Origin of the sequence: Henriciella sp. (genome assembly GCF_029937755.1) — a bacterium.
GTDB lineage: Bacteria > Pseudomonadota > Alphaproteobacteria > Caulobacterales > Hyphomonadaceae > Henriciella.
The window spans coordinates 29552-54810 of the sequence record NZ_JAPYPG010000011.1; the positions used below are offsets into that span (position 1 = coordinate 29552).

The window sequence follows — 25259 nt, forward strand, 5'->3', positions numbered from 1 at the left end:
AGACGGCGACTATCGGCGAGTTTGCCGGGCCTGTTAAGGGCGGAAATACGGTGCAGGCCAGCACTGCCTCTGGCCAGCCGCGCCGATCTGCGGCATCGGGACCGGATGACCGCGTTCCCGCTTCGCCTCTTCCTTGTCACGGCGCTCGCCATGACGGCCTTTGCCGCAAACTCCGTGCTTGCCCGGCTGGCCATGGCAACAGGCGAGGCCGGACCTTGGACCTTCACCCTGCTGCGCATCGTCTCCGGGGCGGTGGTGCTGGGCGTCATCGCGTCGCCGGTTCGCGCGATCCAGTCGGGCAGCTGGGCCTCCGGGCTGGCGCTCTTCGTCTATGCGGCGGCTTTTTCCATCGCCTATCTGACGCTCGCCACGGGAACCGGCGCGCTGATCCTGTTCGCGCTTGTCCAGATCACCATGATCGGCTGGGGGCTTGCTTCGGGTGAGCGGCTTTCCGCGCAGCGTTGGGTGGGCCTGATGCTGGCGCTCGCCGGCCTGGTCTGGCTGCTGCTGCCGGGACTGGAAGCACCGCCTCTTCAGGGCGCAGCGCTGATGGCCATCGCCGGGGTCGCCTGGGGCGTCTATTCCCTTCGCGGACGCGGGCAGCGCCAGCCGACCGCGCAAACCGCCGGCAACTTCCTGCGCGCCGGGGTCATCGTCCTCGCGCTTTCCATTCCGGCATTCCTGATCATCGACGAAGCCACGCCGAGCTGGCCGGGCATCGGCTATGCGCTTGCCTCCGGCGCGGTCACCTCCGGGCTTGGCTATGCAATCTGGTACGCCGCCCTTCGCGATCTCAGTGCGAGCCTCGCCGGAATCGCCCAGCTCACCGTACCCGCCATTGCTGCAGTCGGCGGCGTCGTCTTCCTGTCCGAACCGCTGACTGTGCGCTTTCTTCTGGCCACGGCCCTCATCCTCAGCGGCGTCGCCCTGGCGAGCCTTGTGCGGCGCAAGCCTCAGCAGTGAGCGATTGACGAACCCGGCAATCCTCGCCATTGCCCTGCAGCATGACCGAGGCCCCCGCCACCCGAAAGCATGGGAAGAACGCCTTCCTGTTCGTCATCGTCTGCGTGGCGATGGACATGATCGGCTTCGGCATCATCATCCCCGTCATGCCGTCTCTGCTGGAAGAGCTGACAGGCAATCCGGCGGAGGAAACCATTGTCATCGCCGGCTATCTGATGGCGACCTATGGCCTCCTCAATTTCGTCGCCATGCCGACCATCGGCAACCTGTCGGACCGGTTCGGCAGGCGCCCGGTGCTGCTGGTCTCCATCGCGACGCTCGGCATCGACTTCATCATCATGGGGCTGGCAGATTCTGTCTGGCTGCTCTTTGTCGGCCGGGCGCTGACCGGCATTTCATCGGCCACCTTCTCGACCGCCAACGCTTATATTGCCGACGTCACCGAACCGGAGGAACGCGGCAAGGCCTTCGGCATGATCGGCGCGGCATTCGGGATCGGCTTCATCCTCGGCCCGGCCCTGGGCGGCTTTCTCGGCTCGATCGATACGCGCCTGCCCTTCTTCGGTGCCGCGGCACTGTCCATCCTGAACTTCCTGTACGGCGCTTTCGTCCTGCCGGAATCGCTGCGAAAAGAAGATCGGCGGGCCTTCAACATTACGCGCGCAAACCCGTTCGGGGCGGTGAAACACTTCTCGCGGCTCCCCAAGGTGGCCTGGTTTATCGTGGCCTTCGGCATTTTCCAGTTCGCCCACAGCGTCTTCCCGTCGACCTGGAACTTCTATGCCGACATTCGCTACAACTGGTCGGAAGCACAGATTGGCCTGTCGCTTGCCGCTGTCGGCCTCGGGTCGGCGCTGACGCAGGTCGTGCTGATCGGCCCCTCCATCAAGCGGTTCGGACCGGTCCGGACCGCGCTTGGCGGCATCGTCATCACAGTGTTCTCACTGACCCTGTTCTCGCTCGCCGTGAGCGGCTGGATGATCTATGCGATCATTCCATTGAGCGCGCTTGGCGGGGTCTTCGGCCCGTCGCTGAACCAGGTCATGTCGGGCCTCACACCCCGGAATGCGCAGGGCGAACTGCAGGGCGCCACTGCAAGCCTGAACGCCTTTTCCGTCATCTTCGCCCCCCTGCTGATGACGCAGACGCTGCACACATTTTCTGCCGCCGACGCGCCGGTCTATTTCCCCGGCGCGGCCTTCCTGCTGGCTGCGATCCTCACTGGCCTGTCCCTGATCCCCTTCTTCCTTGGCGTCCGGGCCAACCGGAAAGAGGTGGCAAGTCTCGCACCGGCCGAATAGGCACACGGCCGCTTCGCATATGGCCCATCGGGATGGACTCGTTTATGCACGCAAGCTGAGATGACCATCCGACACCCTGCCCTCTTCCTGGACCGCGACGGCGTGCTCAACGTCGACCGTGGCTATGTCAGCCGGGTCGAGGATTTCGAGTGGATCGAAGGCGCCATCGACTGTGTGAAGAACTTCAAGGCGCGCGGCTGGTATGTCTTCGTGGTGACCAACCAGTCCGGCATCGCCCGCGGCCTCTATACCGAAGAGGACATGCAGACTCTGCACGCCCATATGACCGAAGAACTTGCTGCCCACGGCACGGCCATCGACCGCTTCTACCACGCGCCCTGGCATGAGGAAGGCGAGGTCGCGCGCTATCGCAAGGCCAGCATCGACCGCAAGCCCGGCCCTGGCATGCTGCTGCAGGCCATGGCCGAGTTTCCGGTCAATCGCGAACAGAGTTTCCTGATCGGCGACAAGCCGACCGACATGGAAGCCGCGCGCGCGGCGGGTGTCGGGTCCTTCCTGTTCACCGGCGGCAATATCGCCACCTTCGCGGAATGGGCGCTGGCAAGTTTCGAGGATGGAGTGCGTGGATGAGTCTCAAGGTTCGCCCTTTGGAAGCCAGCGACAAGGCTGACTGGCGTCGCCTCTGGACCGGCTATCTCGACTATTACGAGACCGAGGTCGCCGAAGAGGTCTACCGCGCCACCTTTGCCCGCCTGCTCGATCCGCAAATGCCGGAAATGGCGGGCTTCCTCGCTGAGGTCGATGGCACCCCTCAGGGCCTCGTCCACTATATCTTCCACCATCATTGCTGGCGCATCGAGGATGTCTGCTACCTGCAGGACCTGTTCGTCTCACCGGATGTGCGCGGCGGCGGGGTCGGGCGCGCGCTGATCCAGGCCGTCTATGACGAGGCCGACCGGCGCGGCATGCCGTCGGTCTACTGGATGACGCAGGAATTCAATTATCGCGGGCGGATGCTCTACGACCAGGTCGCGAAACGCACGCCCTTCATCAAGTATCAGCGGTGAGCCGGAGGCCCATGAAACGTATCGGCATCCTTGGCGGGATGAGCCCGGAGAGCACGGTGATCTATTACCGGCTGCTGAATGAAGGTGCCCGGCATGCGCTCGGGCCGCTGGCGACTGCAGACTGCCTCATCGCCTCGATGAATTTCGGTGAGATCCAGGCGATGCAGAAGGCGGGAGAATGGGAGAAGGCCGGGGAGCACCTCGCCCGCGCGGCAAAAGGGCTTGAAGCGGCTGGCGCCGATCTGATCATCCTCGCGACCAATACGATGCACCGCTGCGCAAGCGCCATCGAGAACGCGCTTACCGTCCCCTTCCTCCATATCGCCGATGCGACGGCGGAAAAGCTGAAAGCAGACGGCCGGTCAAAGCCGCTCCTGCTCGGCACCGCCTACACGATGGAGCAGGATTTCTACAAAGGCCGGCTGATTAACGACCATGGAATGGACGTGATCATCCCCTCGGCCGCCGAGCGCGAACTCATCCATTCGATCATCTTCGAGGAACTCGTGAACGGCGTGGTGCGGGAAGAGAGCCGAGGCGCCTATATCGCAATTGTTGCCCGCCACGCCGCGGCAGGCGCTGACAGCGTCATCCTCGGCTGCACGGAAATCGGCATGTTGCTGGATGGCAGCAACTCGGTGCTGCCCGTCTACGACACGGCCCGCATCCATTGTGAGATCGCGCTGGACAGGGCGCTGGCCTAGAGCGGTTTCAGCGTCTTTCCGTTAAGCCCGCCCATACGGCAGACTTCCATCCACTCGTCTTCCTTCACCGGCTGCACCGACAGCCGGAAGCTGGTGACGAGCGCCATGTCCTCGAGCTTTTCGTTCGCCTTCACATCCTTCAGCGTGACTGGCTTTGGCATGTCGGTGACGGCGCGGATATCGACGCAATCCCACCGCTCGTCATCGGTGGTGGAGTCCGGATGGCTCTCGGCGCAGATTTCGACAATGCCGACGACCTCAAGCCCCTTGTTGGAGTGATAGAAGAAACCGAGATCGCCCTTCTTCATGTCACGCATGAAGTTGCGCGCCTGATAGTTGCGAACCCCGTCCCACTCGGTGCCTTTCTTGCCCGCCTTCTTCTGGGCATCCCAGCCCCATTTGAACGGTTCGGACTTGAACAGCCAGTACGCCATGAAACCTCCGTCGAATCTTCAGCTACGCGCTTCACTTAACGCAGTTTGCGAAGAATGCGACCGGTCCTCATGACGCGCCAGCCGACTGCCGGCAGGCCTGGCGCACCAGTGGTTCCAGCTGGTCCCAGCCCTTATAGGCGCGGATTTCCGGCGCAGTGCCGATCCAGGCATCCTCGAAGGCTTCGCGGATATCGGGGTCGGCCAGCATCGGCATCAGCGGGTCCATGCAGACGCGGATCGTGAAACAGATCGCGTCCGTCTCAGGCAGCTTGCGGATGGTCTGGCGCTCCACCCGAAGGAAGAGCTGCTCCGGCTCGATCCCGGTCGCGCTCGGGCGCTCCGGCGTATGGCGTGTGCCTTCGGCCTGGATCGTCCAGTTGAACCGTTCGAGCACTTTGCCGGGCTGGAGATTGTCAAAGATGCGATTGATACGGGTCGCCAGTTCCGGATCGCCGCCGGGGACAGGATTGTGTAGCTCGAACAGTGTCTGGCCGATCTGCTCGTCCAGCCACCAATATGTCGGCGCAGCGACCACAGCGGCCGTTAGCAGCCAGTCCCCCTCATCATCCTGTTCGAGCAGGCAGAGATCGTCGGAGACGAGCGAGGCGGCCGCCTCGAGCGCATTGTCCCAGCTGTGATGGGCAGAATCCCCGACGGCTTCACCGACCAGCGACAGCAGCTCACGGGCATGCTCGCCATCGGTGTCGCCAAGCACGGTATCGTGCGGACGCGTCGCCATGATGATGCGCTTGCCCGGCAGCCAGGCCTCGGCCTCGGTGTCGGGTAGCAGCCACTTGCTTTCCGGGATGGGGCGCAGGCCAGGCGTGACTTCGGGTGGCCCTGTCAGGAATGGCATATAGGGCGGGCGCCTATGCGACACGAGCCGACCCCCAGCTCACAAAGCCGGCAATCTTTGGCGTATTGGGAAGGTACATCGTCTCCATGCCTTCCAGCGCGAAACCCGACTGGGTCAGCATCCGGCCCGTGTCACGGGTCAAATGGCAACCGCCGGCCAGCGGCTTCCAGACAGGCTCGATGCGGCGCTGCCATTTGGCGACCCCTTCGTCCGGCGAGAGGCCATGTTCCGAGAACAGGACCTGCCCGTCCGGGCGCAGGACACGCCTCGCTTCGCGCAGCGCGGCCTCCCAGTCGGGAATGGAGCAAAGCACGAAGGTGATGACGACCGTGTCGATGGAGTTGTCCTCCAGCTCCACGGCTTCTGCCCCCGTCTGCATGAATTCAATCTTGTCGCCCCAGCCCAGGTCTCCGGCCTTCTTCTGCGCACGCTTGATCATGCCTTCCGACGGATCGATCGCGAAGAGACGCTCGATGTCGGCATGCGAATAGAAGTCGAAATTTGTGCCTGATCCGCACCCGATTTCCAGCACCCGGCCATCGGCGCGCGGCACAACCTTGGCACGCTGCTTCATGATCGGTTTTGTCGAACAGGCGCAGGAGACCAGTGGGGGAACGACATATCTCTCCCACAGATTCATCGGCTTCAGTCCCTCCGGTCCATCGCCTGGGCTGTCAGCGCATTGCCAGGCTTCAATGTCAGCGCATCCTGCGTCAGGACGACGTCATAGGAAAGCCCGTCGCCCATCGGCGCATAGACCGCCGAGCCGAATTGCGTCCCGTCCATACCGAAGCGTGTCCCCTCTTCCCTGGCAAGGGCGTAAACGTCGAGGCCGGGATTTTGCGACAGGGCGAGGCCGTTTGTAGTGGCTTCGGAAATCGTGGCGGTGTTGTAGCGCTTGGAATTGCGCCCTTCCATGTATTCGAGGCGATAGACGCTGTCATAGCCGAGCATGTTGGCCATCGGCTCGAAGGTGATGATGCGCGCGCCCATCGAGAACTCATCGCCGCGCAGGAGGCAGTCTTCCTCGCTGCCGTCGCTGACAAAGCAGGTCACCGCGTCCCCCTCGGCGAGATTGACCTTCACGCGATAGGCATTGTCCTCGCCGGCAACCTGATCGAAGCTCACCTGCGCAACCGGGCGCTCATAGGTCAGCCGCTTGTAGGTCTGCAGGTTGAGGCCGGCGAACGTGCCGATACCAGCCGCGCCAAGGAAGCCGACACCGAACAGGAAACGCAGCCCGCCCGCCGCCAGGCGCAGCTTCATCAGCCGGCCGAGACCTGCAAAGGTCAGCATCAGCCCGACCACACCGGCCAGCGCAGGCAAGATCCACCAGATCAGTCCCATCCGTCACCTTCACTTTTTGCCAGCATGCGCCTCATCGCGAAAACTTGTAGCGCAGCGCCAGCTTTTACCAAACACGTCATTGTGGATGCTGGGGATTTTTGCCGTTTCTGAGGCAAAGCTGCATCGCGGGTGAAGAACGCGCGAGAGCCATGCCCCGTTGCCCGCGGACACAGGGACAGCTTGAAGCGCAGAAAAAAAAGCGGGGCCCACAAAGGACCCCGCCATCAAGTCTTCAACTGCTCCCGGACACGTGTGGGAGCAGGAGACTGGCTTTGGTCTGGGAGGACGCTGAACAAGCCAGTGGCGGACATATCTGGTGATAGCCTGCTATCGTCAAGCTTTTATATAGCAGTCAATACAGTTTATTGCAGTCTGCCTCTCTGGTGGGCAGATGCGTCACATCCGGCGCACCTTGTCACCTCTGCGCTGGCGGCGCATGCTAGCGGCTCAATTCTGGTCCGATGGAGAGGTTTTCATGAAACGCCTATATTGCATGGCCGCGCTTGCGCTTGCGGCGACACTGCCAGCGATGGCGCAGGACACAGGCGATGACAGCCGCCGGTTCACCGCCGAGCGTGTCTTCGACCTCGAATATGCGACCTCGCCCCGGATCTCTCCGGATGGCTCGAAGATCGTCTATGTCCGCCACTCCATGGACATCCGCAAGGATCAGGACCGCGGTGATCTCTGGATCATAGACGTGAAGACCGGCCAGCAGCGCCCGCTCGTGAATGGCGGTTCCTCCGCAAGCAGCCCGGTCTGGTCACCGGATGGCACGCGTCTGCTTTACACGACCTCCAATGATGGCAAGCCAGAGCTTCGCCTCCTCTATCTCGATAGCGGCGACAGTTTCTCGCTCGCCCAGCTTGAGGAAGGCGCCTCCGGCGCGGAATGGTCGCCGAATGGCGAGATGATCGCCTTCTCCATGTTCGTCGCCGAGGACAAGCCAAGCTTCGCGACCCCGATCGACCAGCCTGAAGGCGCCGAATGGAACGAGCCGGTCAAGGTCTATGATGACCTCACCTTCCGCTTCGATGGCGCGGGCTATCTCGAAGACGGCTATGACCAGATCTTCGTACTCTCGGCCGATGGCGGTTCGCCGCGCCAGATCACCGATGATGAAGGCGGCTTCTCACCGCCCGTCTGGCTCGACGATGATACGCTGCTCGCCAGCGGCAATCTCGATGAGGACCGCGATATGCAGCCGGTCGAAAGCGAGATCTATGCGATCGAGCTCTCCGACCAGTCGGTCCGTCCGCTGACCAGCCGGGTCGGCCCGGACTATGGGCCGGTCGTCTCTCCGGATGGCGAAACAATCGCCTTCCGCGGCTATGACGATGAAGTCATGGCTTACCAGCAAGCCAATCTCTATCTGATGGACGCTGACGGCTCGAATGTCCGCGAACTCGCCGCAGATCTCGACCGCGAATTCGGCCAGGTCGAATGGGCGCAGAATGGCCGCAGCCTCTACTCTCTGATCGAGAATGCCGGCAATATGGATGTCTTCGAGATCGGCATGAATGGCGCCACCAGCATCGCTATCACCGGGCTTGGCGGAACCTCGATTGGCCGGCCTTATGCCGGCGCTGACTTCTCCGTATCGGACACAAACCGGCCCGTCTTCGCTTACACAGCAGGCTCTCCGAATACGCCATCCGAAGTCGCCGTCGCGGGCCGCAATGTCGATGACCGGGTGCTCACCGCGCTCAATGCCGATGTGATCCCTTATCTCGACATGGCGAGCATCGAGGAGATCAAGGTCTCGTCCAGCGCCGATGGCCGCGAGATCGAGGCCTGGGTCGCGCTGCCGCCAGACTTCACCGCCGATGGTTCCTTCCCGATGATCCTCGAAATTCATGGCGGCCCCTTCGCCATGTACGGGCCGTTCTTCGCCGCCGAGATCCAGCGCTATGCCGCCGAAGGCTATGTCACCGTCTGGTCAAACCCGCGTGGCTCGACCGGCTATGGCGAGGAATTCGCGCAGCTGATCGACAAGAAATATCCGGGCAATGACTATGATGACCTGATGAGCGTCGTCGATGAGCTGGTCGCGCGCGACTATGTCGATGAGGACCGCCTCTTCATCACGGGCGGCTCAGGCGGCGGGATCCTCACCGCGTGGACCGTCACGAAGACAGACCGTTTCGCGGCGGCCGCCTCGATCAAGCCGGTCATCAACTGGATGACGATGGGGCTTGCGAGCGATATCGGCGTCTATGTGAACAAGCACTGGATCGGCGCCAACCCCTGGGATGAACCCGAGAAATTCCTTGCCCTGTCGCCGATCAACTATGTCGGCAATGTCACCACGCCGACGCTGATGATGGTCGGCGAGGAAGACTGGCGCACGCCCGCCTGGGAGGCCGAACAGTTCTATTCCGGCCTGAAGCAGGTCGGCGTCGACACCGCCCTCATCCGCGTGCCCGGCTCCCCGCACTATATCGCGAGCCGTCCGAGCCGCCTGATCGCAAAGACCGACAACATCATGGGGTGGTTCGAGATGTACGACCCGGCCCTTGAGGATGAGGACGAGGCCAACGAAACGGACGCGGAATAGCGCCCATGGCGGACCTCGATGCCCTGATCGATGCGCTGCCCAAGGCCGAGCTGCACCTTCACCTCGAAGGCAGTCTCGAGCCTGAGCAGCTCATGGAATTTGCCGCGCGCAACGGCGTCGATATCCCGTTCAGGACGCTGGACGAGGTCCGCGCCGCCTACAGCTTCTCCAACCTGCAGGACTTTCTCGACATCTACTATCAGGGCATGTCGGTCCTGCAGACCGAAGCTGATTTCCACGATCTGACGGACGCCTACCTGCAGCGCGTGGCGGCCGACAATGTCCGCCATGTCGAGGTCTTCTTCGACCCACAGGGCCATACCGGACGCGGCCTTCCCTTCGAGGTCCCCATCAATGGCATCCTGAAAGCCCTTGATGCGGCAGAGGAAAAGTACGGCATCACCTACCGGCTGATCATGTGCTTCCTGCGCCACCTCCCGGAAGACGAAGCGTTCGAGACCTGGAAACAGGCCGAGCCATGGCTCGACCGGATTCATGGCATCGGCCTCGACAGTTCCGAGATGGGGCACCCGCCCTCCAAATTCGCCCGCATATATGAGGCGGCTCGCGAACGCGGGTTGAAACTCGTCGCCCATGCCGGCGAGGAAGGCCCGCCCGCCTATGTCTGGGAGGCCGTCGACGGGCTCAAGGTCGACCGGATCGACCATGGCAACCGCTCGCTCGAGGATGAGGCGCTGGTCGCCCGTATCCGGGATGCCGGGCTGACGCTGACGGTCTGCCCGCTGTCAAATCTCTCGCTCTGCGTGGTGGATGACCTGAAAGACCATCCCATGAAGCGGATGCTGGAGCTTGGGCTAAAGGCCACGGTGAACTCGGATGACCCGGCCTATTTCGGCGGCTATGTGAACCAGAACTTCCGCGAGACGGCCAGGGCTGTCGGCCTGACGCGCGAACACGTCATCACCCTGGCGAAGAACAGCTTCACCGGCTCCTTCCTGTCGCCGGACCAGCAGCGCGAGCATCTCGCCGAGATCGACCGCATCGCCGCCTCTCACTGACAGTCCGCCGGGAACCACGCCGGCGGATGGAACTCTGCCGTCTCTGATCGCTTGGTAAACCAAGCCGACCGGATAGATGAAGAATGTCGCCGAAGGATTTCCTGCCGACAAACATTTCACGCCAGAAAGTGATAAGCGCCGCGCGACTTGCCCTGCAATCCTCGCTCGCGGCAGCGCTCACCTTCTCCGCCATGGAAGCGCTCAGCCTTCCCGAGAAATTCATCGGGATCCTGGGCGCCATTTTCGTCATGCAGCCCAGTGTCGGTAATACGTTCGGCCAGGCCACAAGCCGCGTCCTGGCCACACTGGTCGGCTCCGGCGTTGGTGTCGCCTGTCTGTTCGCCTTGCCGGATGGCTATGGGACGGCGGCTGCTCTTGGTATTTCCGTCTTCGTCATGAACGCCATCGCGGGTCTTCGTCCTGACTGGGCCTATGGCGTGATCGCTGCGGTCGCGCTGGCGCTGAGATCGGGAGACGAACCGCTTCAGGTCGTACAGGACCGGGCCATCGCCATTGCGCTTGGCGCCGCCATCGGTGTCCTGATCGCGATGACGATCTGGCCGGACAGGGCGAAAAACCGCGCGCAACGTCATCTGGCCGCAGCGCTTCGCGCCGCCGGGGACAGTCTCGACAACGCCATCAAGGGCCTCAGCGGCGCCGGCCAGGAGGCGAGCGATGCACGCTCCCGCTACAATTTGAATATTGAAACCGCGCGCGGTGAAGCCGAAGGGATACGCTTCGGCAACCGGCAACAGATGGAAGAAAAAGTGAGCAAGACAGAGCGTCTCTACAACTCCGTCCTCATCCTGAACCGGATTGCCGAAGACACCACTGAGGCCGCCAGTGCCCGTGATGGACTGGATGAGCACGTCCGGACGGTCCAGGTTTGCGGCCATGAAATCGCGCACGGCCTGGCCGACGGGGATTTCGACCAGCAGGCGCGTCTCGATGAGATCAGGAGCGCCCTGGCATCGGCCCGCAAACTCGTCTCCTATGAAGCCGACGATGCCGAGCTGCACGTCTACTCATCCGCCCTCATCTTCGGTCTGAATGGGGTGGCAGAAAGCCTGTCAGGGCTCATCGAGGCCATGCAACCCAAAGAGAAGCCTGCCCCGAAGGCGCAAGCGCAATCCGCCTGAGGAGGCTCTATGGACACTGATACCGGAGAATGGCTGGGCCCACTCCTCGAAACCCTGTCCTATGGCATCGAGCTCGTCTCGGCGTTCATCCTCGTCATCGGGTCGCTGGTCTTTGTCTGGACGGTCGGCGCCGGGCTGCTTTCCCCTTCAATCAGCGTGACGACGGCGCTGCAGCGCGGACGGCTGAAGCTCGGCACCTACATTCTCGCCGCGCTGGAATTCCTGATCGTTGCCGACATCCTCTTTACCATTGTTCACCGCACGCTCGATGATGTCATCGTGCTCGCCATTGTGGCGGGTGTGCGCACCGTCGTAAGTTATTTCCTCGGCAAGGAGATCGAGGCGCTCAGCCAGGAGGAGAGCGAAGCGATCGGCGTGCGCCGGCGCCCGGACTCTGGCCCGTCCACCGCTTGAAGGCGCGTGAGAAGGCACTCGGATCGGAAAAACCGACCAGATAGGCCGTCTCGTTCACCGAGACTTTCTCGCCGTCGAGATAGTCGAGCGCCAGGCGCTTGCGCAAATCGTCCAGCAAGGCGTCAAAACTCGCGCCTTCCTGTTTCAGCTGGCGGTAAAGCGTCTGGCGGCTCATGCCCATCTGCCGCGCAATCGCACTCATATTGATGTCGCCCGTGTGCAGGTCCGCCATCATGCGCCGCTCGACCTGCGAGGACACCGTTTCGGACGCCTCAAGGCTTTTCAGGAGGGCGTTGGCATGCTCGCTCAGCGTACCGAAGACATAGCCGGGCGAGGTCGAAATCGACATTGAGAAATAGGCTGGATCAATTTCCATCGTGTTGCGCCCGGCGCTGAACCGGACCGGCACGCCGAGAAGCTCCTCATAAAGATCGCCATAGTCTGGCCGGGCATGCGTGACCTCTGCGGACAGATAGAGCGGCACCTTGGGGAAGAACCGGCGAAACCCGCAAATGAACCGCCCGAGTGTCGATTCCGTCAGTTCGGGGAAGGCGTTGGCATTGGCCCGCTTGTCGACGATGTAGGTGCGCCCACCATGCTGCTCGATGACAAAGCGGTCTTCGCGTCCCACGCCTTCCACCTCGATCACCAGCCGGCCATAGCGGTTCATCTGCCGGAAGGCCTCATCCATGGTCGGCGCGGCAAAGCAGATCAGCCCGACGATCGACAACACATTGAACGAGATGTCTGTGCCAAAGCGCAAGGCGAGCGCAGGATCGCCCGAGAGTCTCTTGCCCTCGCGCATCAGGCGCTTGAACCGGTCAAACGGAACCCGCGCCTCGCTTTTCTCAAGATCATCTTCGCTTAGCCCCGCTGCCGAGAGTAATTGGGCCCGGTCAGCGCCCAGGTTGACGGCAAGGTCAAGCAAGGCGCTCGCATAGCCAGCCGATACTGTCGCTCCCGCCATCATTCCTCCTCGCGGCGTCACTCCGCACCCTCATTGTTACCACAGGTCATGAAATTGGAACCCGCTGTCATGGGGCAGACGGCGCAGCGCCGATAATCTGCTGCAAAACATCACAAAAGAAGATCAAAAAATGACAGAACTGACCTTCCGCCCCGCAATCCTCCCGCGTCCCGATGCCTTGCGCCTCCTTAAACTTTCAGGCGCGCTATGGTTCGTCATCGCCGTCATAGGCCAGGCCGCCTTTGCGGCCTATATCCTCGGCTTTTACGGCGTCTCGACTGTCGAGGGCGATTTCGAGCGCATGGATGGCCGCGTCTTCCACGGCTTCATCAATGGCGACCTGCTCGGCAACAGCCTGTTCCTGAGCCACGTCCTGCTCGCCTTCATCATCACCTTCGGTGCGCCATTTCAGCTCGTCCCGCAAATCCGGAACCGCTTCCGCACTTTTCACCGATGGAATGGCCGCCTCTTCCTTCTCGTCGCCCTGGTGATCAGTACCGGCGCGCTCGTCCTCGTCTTTCATCGCGGCGTTATCGGCGGCGCCGTTGTTGCGACGGGCAATACAATCAATGCGATCTGCATTCTTGTCTGTGCAGCCATGACACTGAGATTTGCCCTCAAGCGCCGCTTCGCAGATCACCAGCGCTGGGCCATGCGGCTGTTCATAGCGGCCAGCGGCGTGTGGTTCTTCAGGCTCGGCTTCGGGTTCTGGGCCGGCGTCACGGGTGGAACGATGCCAGGCAGCGCCATGGACCTGACCGGCCCGTTTGACCGGTTCCTCGGCATCGGACACGCCATCATTCCGCTGCTTGTTCTGGAGCTTTATCTTCTGGCCCGTGACAGAGGCTCACCAACTGCCCGTTATGCCATGGCAGGCGGGATGGTGACGGTCAGCGCGGCAACAGCCCTCGGCATCTTCATGGCGGCGCAAATCTTCTGGCTGCCAGCCTTCCACTAGCCGGCCCTAGGGCCCGCTCAGGCGTCTCTGGCCGGCGCGGTTCGGGTCGGGGCCGACCTTCTCGATCCAGCCCATCGCCTTGTAGGCACGCACGGCGGTTTCGTTCTGCGTATCGACATCAAGCTGCAGCGGTGCGCGCGCCATGTCGCGGGCGACCCCCAGCAGGCCGGAGCCGACACCGCAAAGCCGCCAGTCGGGATTCACGAAGAGATGGGAAACGTAGGCTTTCTTGCGCTCCAGCACGAGGAAGCCGATCAGACCGGCGCTCAGTTCATGCGCGACGAGGCAGTCTGAAAGACTGATGGCATGACGCAGGCGGATGATTTCTTCGGTCTGCTGGCCCCGCCATGGAAAGGCGGTCAGGCAGTCACGGAAGACAGTCTCGATTCCGGAATTGTCCGATTGCATCCTCAACCGGATCTTCCAGCCAGCGGCCCGATGAGACATCAGCTCCATATGGCCAATTTACGGCGAAGTCGTGTCTGCGTCGATATGTCCGCTGCACGTTTCGCGACGCAAGACGCCTGAAATGCCCGCCACTGTTGATTGCCAGAACTGCTTTTGCAGCCGATACTCGGCCCGGAAGGAGGAGGAAAACCATGCTCAGACCCGCGCTTGCCGTTGCGGCAGCTACAGTTCTGGCCGCGCCGGCCGGGGCCGAAATAATCGCGGCCTCAGCCGACCATTATACGCTTCGTCACGAGGCTACCTCCACGCGCTCGCCCGGGGAAATGTGGCAGCGGCTGATCGATCCCGCCGCCTGGTGGTCACCGGACCACACCTTTTCCGGCGATGCCGCCAATCTCTCGCTCGATCCGCAAGCCGGCGGCCTGTGGCGCGAGGACTGGGCGGACGGGTCGGTCAGCCATGGCACGGTACTGAGTGTCATGGAGGGCAAGATGCTGCGCCTCGACGCCCCCTTCGGCCCGCTTCAGGGCATGGGGGTCACTGTCATCTGGACGATTACCATCGAACCCGATGGAGAGGGCGGCTCAACCGTCATCTTCGACGAAGTCGCCAACGGCGCCACCGCCAGCCAGCTCGCCCGGATCGCCCCCGCCGTCGATGGCGTAAAGGGCGAAGCGATCGCGCGGCTGGTGGCTGACGAAGTGGACGATTAGAGACCTTACGCCCCCGCAGAGGCCTTCGCCGCCCTTTTCCGCACGTTCGGGTCGAGGTGGACCTTGCGCAGGCGGATGGATTGCGGGGTCACCTCGACGAGCTCGTCATCGGCGATATAGGCCAGCGAGCGTTCCAGCGTCATCTGCAGCGGCGGGGTGAGGCGCACGGCCTCATCGGTCCCGGAGGCGCGGACGTTGGTCAGCTTCTTGCCCTTCATGACGTTGACCTCGAGGTCATTGTCGCGCGTGTGCTCACCGATGATCATGCCCTGATAGACCTTGTCGCCCGGATGGATCATCATCGGGCCACGGTCTTCCAGGTTGAACAGCGCGAAAGCCACGGCCTCGCCCTGCTCCATCGAGATCAGAACGCCGGTATGGCGGCCCTTGATGGCGCCCTTGTACGGCGCGTATTCGAGGAAGACGCGGTTCATGATGGCGGTGCCGCGCGTATCCGAGAGCAGCTCGCCCTGATAGCCGATCAGGCCGCGCGTCGGCGCATGGAAAACCATCCGCGTGCGGCCTGCGCCCGACGGCTTCATCTCGGTCATGTCGGCTTTGCGCTCATTCAGCTTCTGTACGATGATGCCGGTATGCTCGTCATCGACGTCGATGACGACTTCCTCGATCGGTTCGAGCTTTTCGCCCGTATCCGGGTCTTCCTTCATCACGACCTTGGGACGCATGACGCCAAGCTCGAAGCCTTCGCGGCGCATGGTTTCGATCAGGACAGCGAGCTGGAGTTCCCCCCGGCCAGAGACGGTAAAGGCTTCGGCCTCGGTCGAGCGCTCGACCTTGAGGGCGACATTGCCTTCGGCTTCTTTCACCAGGCGGTCCCAGATCAGGCGCGAGGTAACCTTCTTGCCTTCGGTACCGGCGAGCGGTGAGTCATTGACGCGGAAGGTCATGGACAGGGTCGGCGGGTCGATGGGCTGGGCCTCGATCGGCTCGGAGACGGATGGGTCAACGAATGTGTCGGCGACGTTTGCCTTGGCGAGGCCGGACAGCGAGACGATGTCGCCGGCAACCCCCTCGTCGATCGGCTCACGGCCAAGGCCGCGGAAAGCGAGCACCTTGGAGACGCGCCCCTGCTCGACCAGTTCGCCATCGCGCGACAGCACTTTCACCGTCTGGTTCGGCTTCACCGTGCCCGACGTGATGCGGCCGGTCAGGATGCGCCCGAGGAAATTGTCGGCGGAAATGGTCGTCGCCAGCATGCGGAACGGGCCCTCTTCGGTCTTCGGCTCCGGCACGTGCTGGGTGACGAGATCGAACAGCGCGGCCATGTCGTCGGCCGGCTTCTCATGGTCGAGGCTCATCCAGCCATTCTTGGCGGAGCCATAGAGGATCGGGAAATCGAGCTGGTCGTCATCGGCGCCGAGATCGGCGAAGAGGTCAAACACCTCGTTGATGACATAGTCAGGACGCGAGTCCGGCTTGTCGATCTTGTTGACGGCCACGATGGGGCGCAAGCCGACCTTCAGCGCCTTGGAGACCACGAACTTGGTCTGCGGCATCGGGCCTTCGGCAGCATCGACCAGCACGATTGCGCCATCGACCATGTGGAGGATCCGCTCAACCTCGCCGCCAAAGTCGGCGTGGCCGGGCGTGTCGACGATGTTGATGCGCGTGTCGCCCCAGACAACCGAGGTCGTCTTGGCGAGGATGGTGATGCCCCGCTCACGCTCGAGGTCATTGGAGTCCATCATCCGGTCTTCGGTCTGTTCGTTCTCGCGGAACGTGCCGGATTGCTTCAACAGGCAGTCGACCAGCGTGGTCTTGCCATGGTCAACGTGGGCGATGATCGCGATATTGCGAAGCGCGGTGGGCTCAGTCATGGGAGGGAGTGCTTTCGGAAGGGCTTTGTTTGCGCGCGTTTACACGGGCTTGAACGATTTGGCTATGGCTAGGGCTCAGCCTCGCCGTTTCCCTCTTCCAGAACGACAAGCATTCGCCTTGACACGCACGTCATGGGAACATGCTCTGTGCGGGAAGGGTTCAGGACAGACCTGCCGACATAGAAGGATGCCCCATGCGCTATATCGAGAAGAGCCTGTCGGACACCGAGGAGGTCCTCTACTGGGGCAAGTTCCACTGGCTCTGGTATGCGCGGGCCTGGGCGGCGCTGATCATTTTCGGCATCCTGATCATCGGCATCATCTACTTCATCTACGAGATGCTGCGCCTCAAGACGACGGAGTTCGCCGTCACCAACCGCCGCATCGTGATGAAAAAGGGCATTCTCTCGGCGCATGTCGACCAGCTGTCGCTGTCCTCCATCGAGGGGGCAGACCTCGACCAGGGCATCATCGGCCGGCTGTTCGGCTTCGGCCGTCTTGAGATCGAAGGCCGCGGCGAAGGCGAGATCCTGTTCCCTCCCATGGCGAAGCCGGGCCAGTTCCTGAGAGCCGCCAACAAGGCCAGTGAACAGCACGATGTCGCCTCGGTCGACCGGCTCGCGGAAGAGATCGAAAACCACGAAAATCACACCTCGACGCGTTAAATCGTTTTCAGGCCGGAACAGGCTGACATCTCCTGTCGTTATTCCCGAAAATGGCCAAGAAAAGCGGCCAGAGACCAACGAATGATCAGAAGGAGATTTCGATGCCAAAAGCAGACGGCAAAACAGTCGCCATTCTCGCCACCGACGGGTTCGAGGAAGTCGAACTGACCTCCCCGAAGGAGGCCCTTGAGAATGCAGGCGCAACCGTGACCATCGTCTCGCTGGAATCCGGTGAGATCGAGGCCCACCAGCACCGCGAAAAAGGCAAGAAGGTCAAGGTCGACAAGACGCTGGACGATGTGAAGGCTGAAGACTTTGACGCCCTGCTCGTCCCCGGTGGCCTGTTCAACCCCGACGCCCTGCGCGTCGAACAGAAAGCGCGTGACTTTGCTTCGGCGTTCTTTGCCCAGGCGAAACCCGTTTTCTCAATCTGTCACGGCCCGCAGCTTCTCATCTCCGCCGGCCTCGTCGAGGGCCGCAAGATGACCGGCTTCAAGGCGATCCAGCAGGATCTCGCGAACGCCGGCGCTGTCGTCACCGACGAAGAAGTCGTCGTGGACAAGGGCCTCGTGACTTCTCGCGATCCGGGCGATCTGGATGCCTTCAACAAGAAAATCGTAGAAGAACTCTGCGAAGGCAAACACGAAGCCCAAAAGCAATCGGTCGTTGCGTAGCCTCATCCCCTCGCTTATGCGACCGACGGAAGCGCCTCTCAAGAATGGGAGGCGCTTCTTTTTTGCGCCCTACTCCTGGCGCCGCTTCTTCACGGCATCCTGCCAGATCGAATAGATGAAGGTCGCCGACCAGGTGAGGATCATGAAGCCGCCGAGCGACTGCATCATCGATATCATGCGGATTGATCCATCGGTCTTCAGCTGCGTGAAGCCGAGCGTGACGAAGTTCATGCCGGAGAAATAGACAAGGTCATCCCAGGAGCCGGTATAGGTCCCGCCCAGCGTCCCGAACCATTCGCCCTCCAGCATCACGGCATAGGCGCCCGCCCAGGCGATGATCTCCAGCGTATGCAGCACAAGCAGGCCGAGAAACGCCGTCAGCACCGCGCGATGCGTCTGCTGTTTGAGACGCGGTACGCAGCGGTGCACGCACAGGATGCCGAAATGGTGCGCGATGCCGAGCAACGCCACAAGAATGAAGCCGGTGAGCAGGGCCATCAGTGTCTCCTTCACGAGCAGGTCAGGTCACACGCGGTGGTAGCAAGCCGCTCGCGGCAATCAACCTTGCCCATACTAATTAGCTTGACTGCTAATTTCTATTCATGCTAATTAGCAGAAATGGCAAATAGCGTTTTCAGTGCGCTCGGCCATCCCCTGCGCCGCCAGGTCATGGCGCTGCTGAGGAAGGGACCGAAGACATCCGGCGATCTCGCCGAGGCGTTCGACGCCAGCTGGCCGACGGTCAGCCGGCATCTGGGCGTCCTCAAGGACGCCGACCTGATCACGGCCGAGCGGCAGGGCACCAGCATCCTCTACCGCGCCAATACCAGCGTGCTGGAAGACGCCGCCGCCTCGATCCTCGCCCTGGTGGGCAGAGACAATGGCGACGATGAGGATTACAAGGAGGCAGCGGAATGATCCGTACAGGACTTATCTGGTCGGCAGGCGCCATCGCCGTCATGCTCGGCACCCTCTGGTGGGCCTGGAGCGCCCTGCCCGCAGGCGAACAGATCCCGGTGCACTGGAATGCGCAGGGCGTGGCAGACGCGTTCGCGCCGCGCAGAGAGGCCCTGCTCTACCTGCTGATGCTTCCCGGCTCTGCCCTGTTTGTGACAGCGCTGCTGGCCATCGCTCCGATAATCGATCCGTTCAGGGAGAATCTGCGCCGCTCCAGCAAGGCCTATCTCGCGATCTGGGCAGCCACGATGGTGCTGTTCGCCGCGCTGAATGGCGGGATCGCCTTCATGATGGCACGGGGCGCCGACGCCGAACCGTCCAACGAGTTCGTCCGCTTCGTCATGGCGGCCTGTGGTGTGATCTTCATCATTATCGGCAACTACCTGCCGAAGACGCGCAAGACCTTCTTCCTCGGCATTCGCACACCATGGACGCTGACCAGCGATTATACGTGGGAGAAAACCCACCGGCTGGTCGGCCCGCTCTACATCCTGGCCGGCCTGATCGGCATCGTGATTGCCTTCACGCTGGACGGTATCTGGATGGTGTTCGCCTTTGTCGGCGTGGTGATGAGCGTGAGCCTGTTCGGGATCGTCTATTCTTGGTTCGTCTGGCGCAAGGCGTCTGACCGGAACGAAGGCGCCGATTATCTGGTGTGACATTCACCTGTCTGGCAAGGCAACTCCTTCCGGGCGGGGGAGTTGTTACGCCATGCACAAATCACTGTTCGCGCTGGCCCTTGTGGCGGCGCTCACGGCCTGCAATGCGACCGACGAGGACATTCAGGCCCCGACCGTTCATGAAGCGATGACAGAGGTCATCATCCCGGCCTCAGAGGATTTCCAGGGCGCGGCCCTCGATATCTATGACGAGGACGGCGAGCTTAATTCCTCTGAGCTGACCAATGATCGCTGGGTGGCGCTGGCCAAGGTCGCCAGTGACGTCGAACAGGCATCCGCCGCCATCGCCGAGGCCGATGTGATCGAGGTGGCCGATGAGGGCGTGGTCCTCGGCAGCAATGACCAAACCGCCCGGCAGGTCGCCACGCTGGAAGATGTACGCAGTTTTATCGCCAGCGATGAGGAAGGTTTCCGCCAGGAATGGCGCACCTTTGCCGCCGCCGCGCAAGCCGTCAGCGTCGCTGCCGAAGCGCGTGAAGCCGCCGGGTTCGAGGAGGCCGCTCTCGCCTTCAACGAAGCCTGCACCACCTGCCATGACCGCTTCTGGTACGCGCCGGAAACCAGTGACCCTGCAGCGCAGGGCGTAGGCGCGAACGACTAGAGCGCCTCAAGCAGGCCCGGCAGGGCGTCAATCGTCTCGATGCGCCGGAAGCGCTCGGCATGCTCCGGCGGTTCGGCATGTTCGAGGTCCCAGGTGAGGTCATGGGGCACATGCACGCCCCAGCTGCCCGCTTCGATGGCCGGGATGACATCGGACTTCAACGAATTGCCGATCATCATGGCCGCACCCGGGCCGCCTTCGGTCGCGCCGAAGATGCGCTCATAAACCGACGGCGTCTTGTCGGAGACGATCTCGACCCCGTCGAAGAAATCCCCCAGCCCCGACTGGGCGAGCTTTCGTTCCTGGTCGAACAGGTCGCCCTTGGTAATCAGGATCAGCGAATAGTCCGGGGCCACCGCCTCCAGCGTGTCATGCACGCCGGGCAGCGTCTCGACCGGGTGGCTCAGCATGGCGCGGCCCGCTTCGAGGATTTCCTTGATCGTGGAGGCCGGCACCTTGCCGCTCGTCACCTCGATCGCCGTCTCGATCATCGACAGGGTGAAGCCCTTCACCCCGAAGCCATAGAGCCCGATATTCCGCCGCTCCGCCGCCAGCAGCTTTTCCCCGATAGTGGCCGGGTCGGCATAGTCATCGAGCATGTCTTGGAACTGCGCCTGGGTAAGCCGGAAGACGCTCTCATTGTGCCAGAGCGTATCGTCTGCATCGAAGCCGATCATAGTGATGGGACGGGTCATGACGGGGTCGTACAGCGGCCAATAAAAAGCGGCAAGCGAAGCATTCATTGCGAATAGTGGAGCCTCGCGGGAGTGTTTGCTTGTGTACCGGAACAATTCGGAGAATACTCGGCTTAGTGGGATTGGGGGCTTTCACAAAATGCTGTTCGAGCAGGGCGAGCCATGATTCTGCGCCGTCTCACCACCGCGCTTCGCAAGCAGGACTGGTTTACCGTCGCCGTGGAGACGCTGATCGTGGTGCTGGGTGTCTTTCTCGGTATCCAGCTCGGCAACTGGAATGCGGCGCGGGCGAGCCATCAACTCGGCGAGGACTATGTCGAACGTCTGACCGAAGACCTTCAAAGAGACCGGTATGGCGCCCGACATATCGCTGATTATTATCGCGAAGTCATGGTCGCCGTCATCGAAACTGACAGGCTGCTTTCGACGGAAGATCCCGACCCGAGGGAACTGGTGATCAACGCCTACCGGGCAACCGAGATCGCCCAATGGCCTCAGAGCAGGTCAACCTGGGAGCAGATCGTATCCTCTGGTCATCTTGGTCTGTTGCCGCAGGGGGCCACCATGGACGCGCTCAACTTGTATTTTGGATATAACCAGTCGCAGGCCTCCTACCTTGTCATGGAGAACTCCGATTACCGGAAGATCGCGCGGTCAGTCATTCCCATTCCGATTCAAGAGGAAATCAGGACGGGCTGCAGCGATGTCCTGGATGAAATCGGTACACCCACTGGCTTTGCCGATCCATGCGTGGTGAATGTGCCGCCGGAAGCCTTTGCTTCTGCTGCCCAGCTTCTGAAATCAGACATCCGGATTCGCGAAACACTCAGCTACCAGTATTCCGAGCTGAGCACCGCGTTGAATAATCTCACGGGCACGGTCGATTATATTGATGGTGCGCTGGAGGCACTGGTAGACGAGGATGGATTGCAATGATCCTCCAGCGTCTCGCCACCTCCATCCGCAAGCAGGACTGGTTCACCGTCGCGATTGAGACGCTCATTGTGGTGCTCGGTGTGTTTCTCGGTATCCAGCTCGGCAACTGGAATGCGGCCCGCCATGCACGGGACACAGAGCAGAATGCACTGACGCTGCTGCTCGAAGAGGCCGAAAACAATGTTTCTTATTCCGAGCTGACCATCTATCGCGCGAGCCTCCTTCAGCAGGATCGTGAGGCCGCGCTCGCAAAACTCAGCGGCGAAACACCGGTGGCCGGAGACCCTGCCCAAGGCATGGCGCTCATGCCGGTGTTTCGTGACATGACCCCAATTCATGCCGCGCATGACGAGCTGGCTGCGTCCGGCGATATCAGGCTCATACGGTCCGCCGATGTCCGCGCCGCGATGTCGCTCTATGAGGGCGTGGTGTTATTTCACGATCGCGCCCGCACCGAATATATGGACCGGGCGCAGGACATACTTACCCTGGCCTCCCCATACATGACCTTGCGCTACGATCTTGCAGCGCCGCTCGGCTATACGGCTGAGGTCGACTGGGCTGCGGCAGGCGAGGATGCCCAGCTCATGAACGCGATCAATCGGGTAATGGGCGAGCAGGTCATTTTCAATGAACGCCGCCAGATTGTCCTCGACCATGTTCGCACACTGTGTGAGGTGCTCTCGCAAGCCGCCGCGAAGCCCTGCGATCCGCAGGACTGGGTGGACATGGAGATCAGGGGAGTGCCCATCGAATGATCCTCCAGCGTCTCGCCACCTCCATCCGCAAGCAGGACTGGTTCACCGTCCTGATCGAGACGCTGATCGTCGTGCTCGGTGTCTTCCTTGGTATCCAGCTTGGCAACTGGAACGAGGCGCGGGCGGAAACGGCGCGGGAAACCGAACTGCTTCAGGCGCTTCATCAGGAAATCGAGTTCTCCATTCGCCTCACCGAGCAGAAAGCCGATGCGGTCCGACAGGTGGTCGCAGCCGGCAAGCGCTCGCTCGACTTCCTTGAAGCGGACGAAGACTGCGCAGACGAATGCTGGCCTGTCCTGGTTGATTTCTTCCACGCTTCCCAATGGCAATCGATCGAGGTCAACCGGTCAACTTATGACGAGATGCGCCGGCAGGGCTTTCCACGCTCGCGGGACGTCGTCGATGCCGTCGAAGGATACCTTGCCCAGAACGCGACCTTGTCGGTCACCAACGTCTTGCCCGGTTATCGCTCACGCGTGCGCCAGCTCATCCCGTTCGACGCTCAGGACTTCTATTGGGAACATTGTTATGTGCTGAACGATGGCGCGGAAACCTACGTCCTCGACTGCCCGAAGGGCATCAGCGACGAGGCCGCCGCACAAGCCATCGCACAGATCGCCGATACGCCCGATATCGGGCTCCTGCTCACCGAATGGGCGGGCCTCAACAGCGCTACGCCCACCGATCTGGCAGAGCAGAACAAGGCGGCACAACGCGCACTCGCAGTGATCGAGGAAGAGCTGGCGCGCCGCCAATGACCGGCTTCGACCTCGTCCTGCTGCTGCTGTCCTTTGTCTACGCCCTCGCGCTTGGCCACCTGCTGTCGCGCCTCGGCGCCCTGCTGGTCGCGCGCGACCGGGTGCGGTTTTCCGGGCTCCTCGCCCTCGCCATGCTGAACGCGGTGACGCAGGTCTATATTGGCTGGCTCGCCCTCTGGGACTTTCGCGGCGTCGAGACCTGGGACCTCTACACGATCACGCTGTTCCTGGTGTCGTCGATCCTGCTTTTCCTGATGTGCGTCGCCGCCTCGCCGGAGAGCCCGCACGGCGAACAGGTCGATATGGAAGCCTTCTACTGGAAGCACCACCGGCTGTTTTACGGCCTCTATCTCGGCCTGCTCGGCGTCTATGTCGCGATGACGGCAGTCTACCTCAACACGCCGACCCCCGAGCTTGCCCTGCAGCAGGCGCTTGGCAACGTGCCCTACATCCTGATCAGCCTGCTCGCCATCCTCGTACCCGGACGCTGGGCACAATGGGCTGCCGGCATCGGCCTGTTCGTGATGTCCGCCGGCTGGGCCATCATCTTCAGCCACACCATCTCCTGACAATAAAAAGCCCCCGCTCGGTCAGGGGCGAGCGGGGGCTGCAGCTTGAAGGTAACCGACGAGGAGCCGGGTCAGTCACCTTTTCGCTGTTTCACATCTTCTTCGTCGGCAATGGCGCGGTCCTCGGCGTTGAACTCGATCTCCGCCTCCTCGCCCTTGCCATAGTCGCGGGATTTCTTGGCCAGGCGCGACATCGACTCCTGCATGGTGCCGGCGCCCATCGCCATGGATTTCGAGGCCGAGATGCCGACGCCTTCGGCGTCATCGAACTTGGCAAACTCGGCACCGAGGAAGACGACTTCCCAGCCCTTCGCCTCGACCCGGTCGAGCGCGGCCTTCGCGCCTTCCTTCGTGATCTCACGCGATGAGTTTTCCAGGCCATCGGTCATGATGACGATGACGGCCTTTTCGGGGTTGTCGGCCTCGGCGGTCGCGACGATGCGGCCGATGGCGTCAAACAGCGGGGTCATACCGCGCGGGCTGACCTCGTCATTGGTGACGGTCTGCCAGCTTTTGGGCTGCACGTTCTGGCGCAGCACGTCGAATTGCAGGCTCTCCTGATAGTCGAAGACAGCGAGCGTCACGGCGGTTTCCAGATCGTCGGCCTCGCCCTCTTCGGCCTTGCCGACTTCGGCAGCATAGGCGTTCACGGACGTCAGCGCCTCGTCCCAGATGGACGACATCGACCCGGTCCGGTCGAGCAGGATGTAGGAATGCACGGCATTGTCTCCGGACAGCGGCTGGGGATCGGCCTCGGGGGCCGGGGCTTTTGCAGAGGCGCCGAACGCGGCAGCGGCTGCGATGGTGGTGATGATGGTCTTGCGGAACATTGGGGGTCTCCTCTTTGTCCTCCACGAAGCCCCACCCTTGCAAAGGAGCTCCAGTGACGAGGAGGCTGCGCCCCGAATGCGGCGGCGAGGGGGCAGGTTTCGGGTAACAGGATGGTCATCTTGAGGAGACGCGCCCCCCGCCTGCCGGGCGAAATCGCCCGCGACCGCCGGAACCATTACACCCGCCCGGCGGTTTTCCTCTCATCTACACAAAAGGGAGGGTCCCATGGATCCGGTTGCAATTCTCATCTGGCTCGTCATCGGCGCCATTGCCGGCTGGCTGGCAGGACAGGTCATGCGCGGGGCGGGTTTCGGCCTTCTCGGCAACATCATTGTCGGCATTGTCGGCGCCGTGCTCGGCGGCGTTATCTTCGGCGCGCTCGGCATCACCTTCGGCGGCATACTGGGCAGCTTGCTCGGCGCCTTCCTCGGCGCCTGCATCCTGCTCTTCCTGATCAGCCTGGTGAAACGGGCCTGACGCAAGCGCCCC

Annotated in this window: 31 protein-coding genes; 21 read left to right on the plus strand and 10 right to left on the minus strand. The window is 62.1% G+C overall.

Features of this window, described 5'->3' with window-relative positions; all coding sequences use genetic code 11:
* Positions 1-105: 105 nt before the first annotated feature.
* Genes Q1K29_RS17175 through Q1K29_RS17195 form a run of 5 tightly spaced genes read left to right on the plus strand, consistent with a single transcriptional unit; the run spans position 106 to position 3996 of the window.
* The gene (locus Q1K29_RS17175; RefSeq protein WP_300396487.1) at positions 106-963 is read left to right on the plus strand and encodes a DMT family transporter; all 858 of its coding nucleotides are present in this window, start codon (positions 106-108) and stop codon (positions 961-963) included.
* A gap of 41 nt (positions 964-1004) precedes the next feature.
* On the plus strand, positions 1005-2264 hold the full coding sequence (locus Q1K29_RS17180; protein WP_300396489.1) for a TCR/Tet family MFS transporter: 1260 nt from the start codon (positions 1005-1007) through the stop codon (positions 2262-2264).
* Between the two features lie 60 nt (positions 2265-2324).
* Complete coding sequence (locus Q1K29_RS17185) at positions 2325-2855, plus strand: HAD family hydrolase (protein ID WP_300396491.1); 531 nt, start codon at positions 2325-2327, stop codon at positions 2853-2855.
* Complete coding sequence (locus Q1K29_RS17190) at positions 2852-3292, plus strand: GNAT family N-acetyltransferase (protein ID WP_300396493.1); 441 nt, start codon at positions 2852-2854, stop codon at positions 3290-3292. Before Q1K29_RS17185 ends, Q1K29_RS17190 begins: the two co-directional genes overlap by 4 nt.
* An 11-nt stretch (positions 3293-3303) precedes the next feature.
* Positions 3304-3996, plus strand: a complete 693-nt coding sequence (locus tag Q1K29_RS17195) for an aspartate/glutamate racemase family protein (RefSeq protein WP_300396495.1) — start codon at positions 3304-3306, stop codon at positions 3994-3996.
* Here Q1K29_RS17195 and Q1K29_RS17200 read toward each other — a convergent pair.
* The 4 genes from Q1K29_RS17200 to Q1K29_RS17215 all read right to left on the minus strand — a co-directional run bounded on the left by Q1K29_RS17200 (position 3993) and on the right by Q1K29_RS17215 (position 6633).
* Entirely contained in the window at positions 3993-4430 is a 438-nt protein-coding gene (locus Q1K29_RS17200) for an EVE domain-containing protein (protein ID WP_300396497.1), read from the minus strand. The genes Q1K29_RS17195 and Q1K29_RS17200 overlap by 4 nt on opposite strands.
* A 67-nt stretch (positions 4431-4497) precedes the next feature.
* Positions 4498-5286, minus strand: coding sequence for a heme-dependent oxidative N-demethylase subunit alpha family protein (locus Q1K29_RS17205; RefSeq protein ID WP_300396499.1), 789 nt, complete (start codon positions 5284-5286; stop codon positions 4498-4500).
* A 13-nt stretch (positions 5287-5299) separates the two neighbouring features.
* Positions 5300-5860 (minus strand): class I SAM-dependent methyltransferase, encoded by a 561-nt coding sequence (locus Q1K29_RS17210; RefSeq protein WP_300396500.1) that lies wholly within the window; start codon positions 5858-5860, stop codon positions 5300-5302.
* Between the two features lie 71 nt (positions 5861-5931).
* Positions 5932-6633 carry a hypothetical protein gene (locus Q1K29_RS17215; protein ID WP_300396502.1) on the minus strand — a complete coding sequence of 234 codons (702 nt, stop codon included), beginning with the start codon at positions 6631-6633 and terminating at the stop codon, positions 5932-5934.
* Positions 6634-7108: 475 nt separating this feature from the next.
* Between Q1K29_RS17215 and Q1K29_RS17220 the strand changes: the two genes are divergently transcribed.
* The 4 genes from Q1K29_RS17220 to Q1K29_RS17235 all read left to right on the plus strand — a co-directional run bounded on the left by Q1K29_RS17220 (position 7109) and on the right by Q1K29_RS17235 (position 11762).
* The gene (locus Q1K29_RS17220) at positions 7109-9190 is read left to right on the plus strand and encodes a S9 family peptidase (RefSeq protein ID WP_300396504.1); all 2082 of its coding nucleotides are present in this window, start codon (positions 7109-7111) and stop codon (positions 9188-9190) included.
* Positions 9191-9195: 5 nt separating this feature from the next.
* On the plus strand, positions 9196-10209 hold the full coding sequence (locus tag Q1K29_RS17225) for an adenosine deaminase (protein WP_300396506.1): 1014 nt from the start codon (positions 9196-9198) through the stop codon (positions 10207-10209).
* Positions 10210-10292: 83 nt separating this feature from the next.
* Positions 10293-11348: an FUSC family protein gene (locus tag Q1K29_RS17230; RefSeq protein WP_300396508.1), complete on the plus strand. Its 1056-nt coding sequence runs from the start codon at positions 10293-10295 to the stop codon at positions 11346-11348.
* A 9-nt stretch (positions 11349-11357) separates the two neighbouring features.
* Complete coding sequence (locus Q1K29_RS17235; protein WP_300396510.1) at positions 11358-11762, plus strand: DUF1622 domain-containing protein; 405 nt, start codon at positions 11358-11360, stop codon at positions 11760-11762.
* Here the strand turns inward: Q1K29_RS17235 and Q1K29_RS17240 are convergent.
* A complete protein-coding gene (locus tag Q1K29_RS17240; RefSeq protein WP_300396512.1) occupies positions 11695-12729 on the minus strand; it encodes an AraC family transcriptional regulator in 1035 nt (344 codons plus the stop codon). The two genes, Q1K29_RS17235 and Q1K29_RS17240, sit on opposite strands and share 68 nt — an antisense overlap.
* A gap of 130 nt (positions 12730-12859) precedes the next feature.
* Here Q1K29_RS17240 and Q1K29_RS17245 point away from each other — a divergent pair, with 130 nt between their 5' ends.
* Complete coding sequence (locus Q1K29_RS17245; RefSeq protein WP_300396514.1) at positions 12860-13687, plus strand: DUF2306 domain-containing protein; 828 nt, start codon at positions 12860-12862, stop codon at positions 13685-13687.
* Positions 13688-13693: 6 nt separating this feature from the next.
* Here the strand turns inward: Q1K29_RS17245 and Q1K29_RS17250 are convergent, their stop codons facing one another.
* A complete protein-coding gene (locus Q1K29_RS17250; protein WP_300396516.1) occupies positions 13694-14134 on the minus strand; it encodes a GNAT family N-acetyltransferase in 441 nt (146 codons plus the stop codon).
* Positions 14135-14286: 152 nt separating this feature from the next.
* Between Q1K29_RS17250 and Q1K29_RS17255 the strand changes: the two genes are divergently transcribed.
* A complete protein-coding gene (locus tag Q1K29_RS17255) occupies positions 14287-14808 on the plus strand; it encodes a hypothetical protein (RefSeq protein ID WP_300396518.1) in 522 nt (173 codons plus the stop codon).
* A 5-nt stretch (positions 14809-14813) separates the two neighbouring features.
* On the opposite strand, the gene typA is transcribed toward Q1K29_RS17255, so the two are convergent.
* Complete coding sequence (gene typA / locus Q1K29_RS17260) at positions 14814-16646, minus strand: translational GTPase TypA (protein WP_300396520.1); 1833 nt, start codon at positions 16644-16646, stop codon at positions 14814-14816.
* 194 nt (positions 16647-16840) lie between these two features.
* Between typA and Q1K29_RS17265 the strand changes: the two genes are divergently transcribed.
* Together Q1K29_RS17265 and Q1K29_RS17270 are read left to right on the plus strand one after the other, a co-directional pair.
* On the plus strand, positions 16841-17311 hold the full coding sequence (locus Q1K29_RS17265; protein WP_300396522.1) for a PH domain-containing protein: 471 nt from the start codon (positions 16841-16843) through the stop codon (positions 17309-17311).
* Between the two features lie 101 nt (positions 17312-17412).
* Entirely contained in the window at positions 17413-17985 is a 573-nt protein-coding gene (locus Q1K29_RS17270; RefSeq protein WP_300396524.1) for a type 1 glutamine amidotransferase domain-containing protein, read from the plus strand.
* A gap of 69 nt (positions 17986-18054) precedes the next feature.
* Here the strand turns inward: Q1K29_RS17270 and Q1K29_RS17275 are convergent, their stop codons facing one another.
* A complete protein-coding gene (locus tag Q1K29_RS17275) occupies positions 18055-18483 on the minus strand; it encodes a hypothetical protein (RefSeq protein ID WP_300396526.1) in 429 nt (142 codons plus the stop codon).
* Between the two features lie 120 nt (positions 18484-18603).
* Here Q1K29_RS17275 and Q1K29_RS17280 point away from each other — a divergent pair, with 120 nt between their 5' ends.
* From Q1K29_RS17280 to Q1K29_RS17290, 3 genes are read left to right on the plus strand one after another with little or no spacing between them, the layout of a single operon-like run.
* Positions 18604-18903 (plus strand): metalloregulator ArsR/SmtB family transcription factor, encoded by a 300-nt coding sequence (locus tag Q1K29_RS17280; protein ID WP_300396528.1) that lies wholly within the window; start codon positions 18604-18606, stop codon positions 18901-18903.
* Positions 18900-19601 (plus strand): SdpI family protein, encoded by a 702-nt coding sequence (locus tag Q1K29_RS17285; RefSeq protein WP_300396530.1) that lies wholly within the window; start codon positions 18900-18902, stop codon positions 19599-19601. Before Q1K29_RS17280 ends, Q1K29_RS17285 begins: the two co-directional genes overlap by 4 nt.
* A 52-nt stretch (positions 19602-19653) precedes the next feature.
* Positions 19654-20223 carry a cytochrome c gene (locus Q1K29_RS17290; protein ID WP_300396532.1) on the plus strand — a complete coding sequence of 190 codons (570 nt, stop codon included), beginning with the start codon at positions 19654-19656 and terminating at the stop codon, positions 20221-20223.
* Here Q1K29_RS17290 and Q1K29_RS17295 read toward each other — a convergent pair.
* The gene (locus tag Q1K29_RS17295) at positions 20220-20918 is read right to left on the minus strand and encodes an HAD family hydrolase (protein WP_300396533.1); all 699 of its coding nucleotides are present in this window, start codon (positions 20916-20918) and stop codon (positions 20220-20222) included. The two genes, Q1K29_RS17290 and Q1K29_RS17295, sit on opposite strands and share 4 nt — an antisense overlap.
* 162 nt (positions 20919-21080) lie before the next feature.
* Between Q1K29_RS17295 and Q1K29_RS17300 the strand changes: the two genes are divergently transcribed.
* Genes Q1K29_RS17300 through Q1K29_RS17315 form a run of 4 tightly spaced genes read left to right on the plus strand, consistent with a single transcriptional unit; the run spans position 21081 to position 23939 of the window.
* Complete coding sequence (locus tag Q1K29_RS17300; RefSeq protein WP_300396535.1) at positions 21081-21854, plus strand: hypothetical protein; 774 nt, start codon at positions 21081-21083, stop codon at positions 21852-21854.
* The gene (locus Q1K29_RS17305; RefSeq protein ID WP_300396537.1) at positions 21851-22612 is read left to right on the plus strand and encodes a hypothetical protein; all 762 of its coding nucleotides are present in this window, start codon (positions 21851-21853) and stop codon (positions 22610-22612) included. The genes Q1K29_RS17300 and Q1K29_RS17305 overlap by 4 nt, the downstream gene beginning before the upstream one ends.
* Complete coding sequence (locus Q1K29_RS17310; RefSeq protein WP_300396538.1) at positions 22609-23370, plus strand: hypothetical protein; 762 nt, start codon at positions 22609-22611, stop codon at positions 23368-23370. Before Q1K29_RS17305 ends, Q1K29_RS17310 begins: the two co-directional genes overlap by 4 nt.
* Entirely contained in the window at positions 23367-23939 is a 573-nt protein-coding gene (locus Q1K29_RS17315; RefSeq protein ID WP_300396540.1) for a hypothetical protein, read from the plus strand. Before Q1K29_RS17310 ends, Q1K29_RS17315 begins: the two co-directional genes overlap by 4 nt.
* 71 nt (positions 23940-24010) lie before the next feature.
* Here the strand turns inward: Q1K29_RS17315 and Q1K29_RS17320 are convergent, their stop codons facing one another.
* A complete protein-coding gene (locus Q1K29_RS17320) occupies positions 24011-24769 on the minus strand; it encodes a vWA domain-containing protein (RefSeq protein WP_300396541.1) in 759 nt (252 codons plus the stop codon).
* Positions 24770-24995: 226 nt separating this feature from the next.
* On the opposite strand from Q1K29_RS17320, the gene Q1K29_RS17325 reads away from it, so the two are divergent.
* A complete protein-coding gene (locus tag Q1K29_RS17325; protein ID WP_300396543.1) occupies positions 24996-25247 on the plus strand; it encodes a GlsB/YeaQ/YmgE family stress response membrane protein in 252 nt (83 codons plus the stop codon).
* Positions 25248-25259 lie beyond the last annotated feature (12 nt).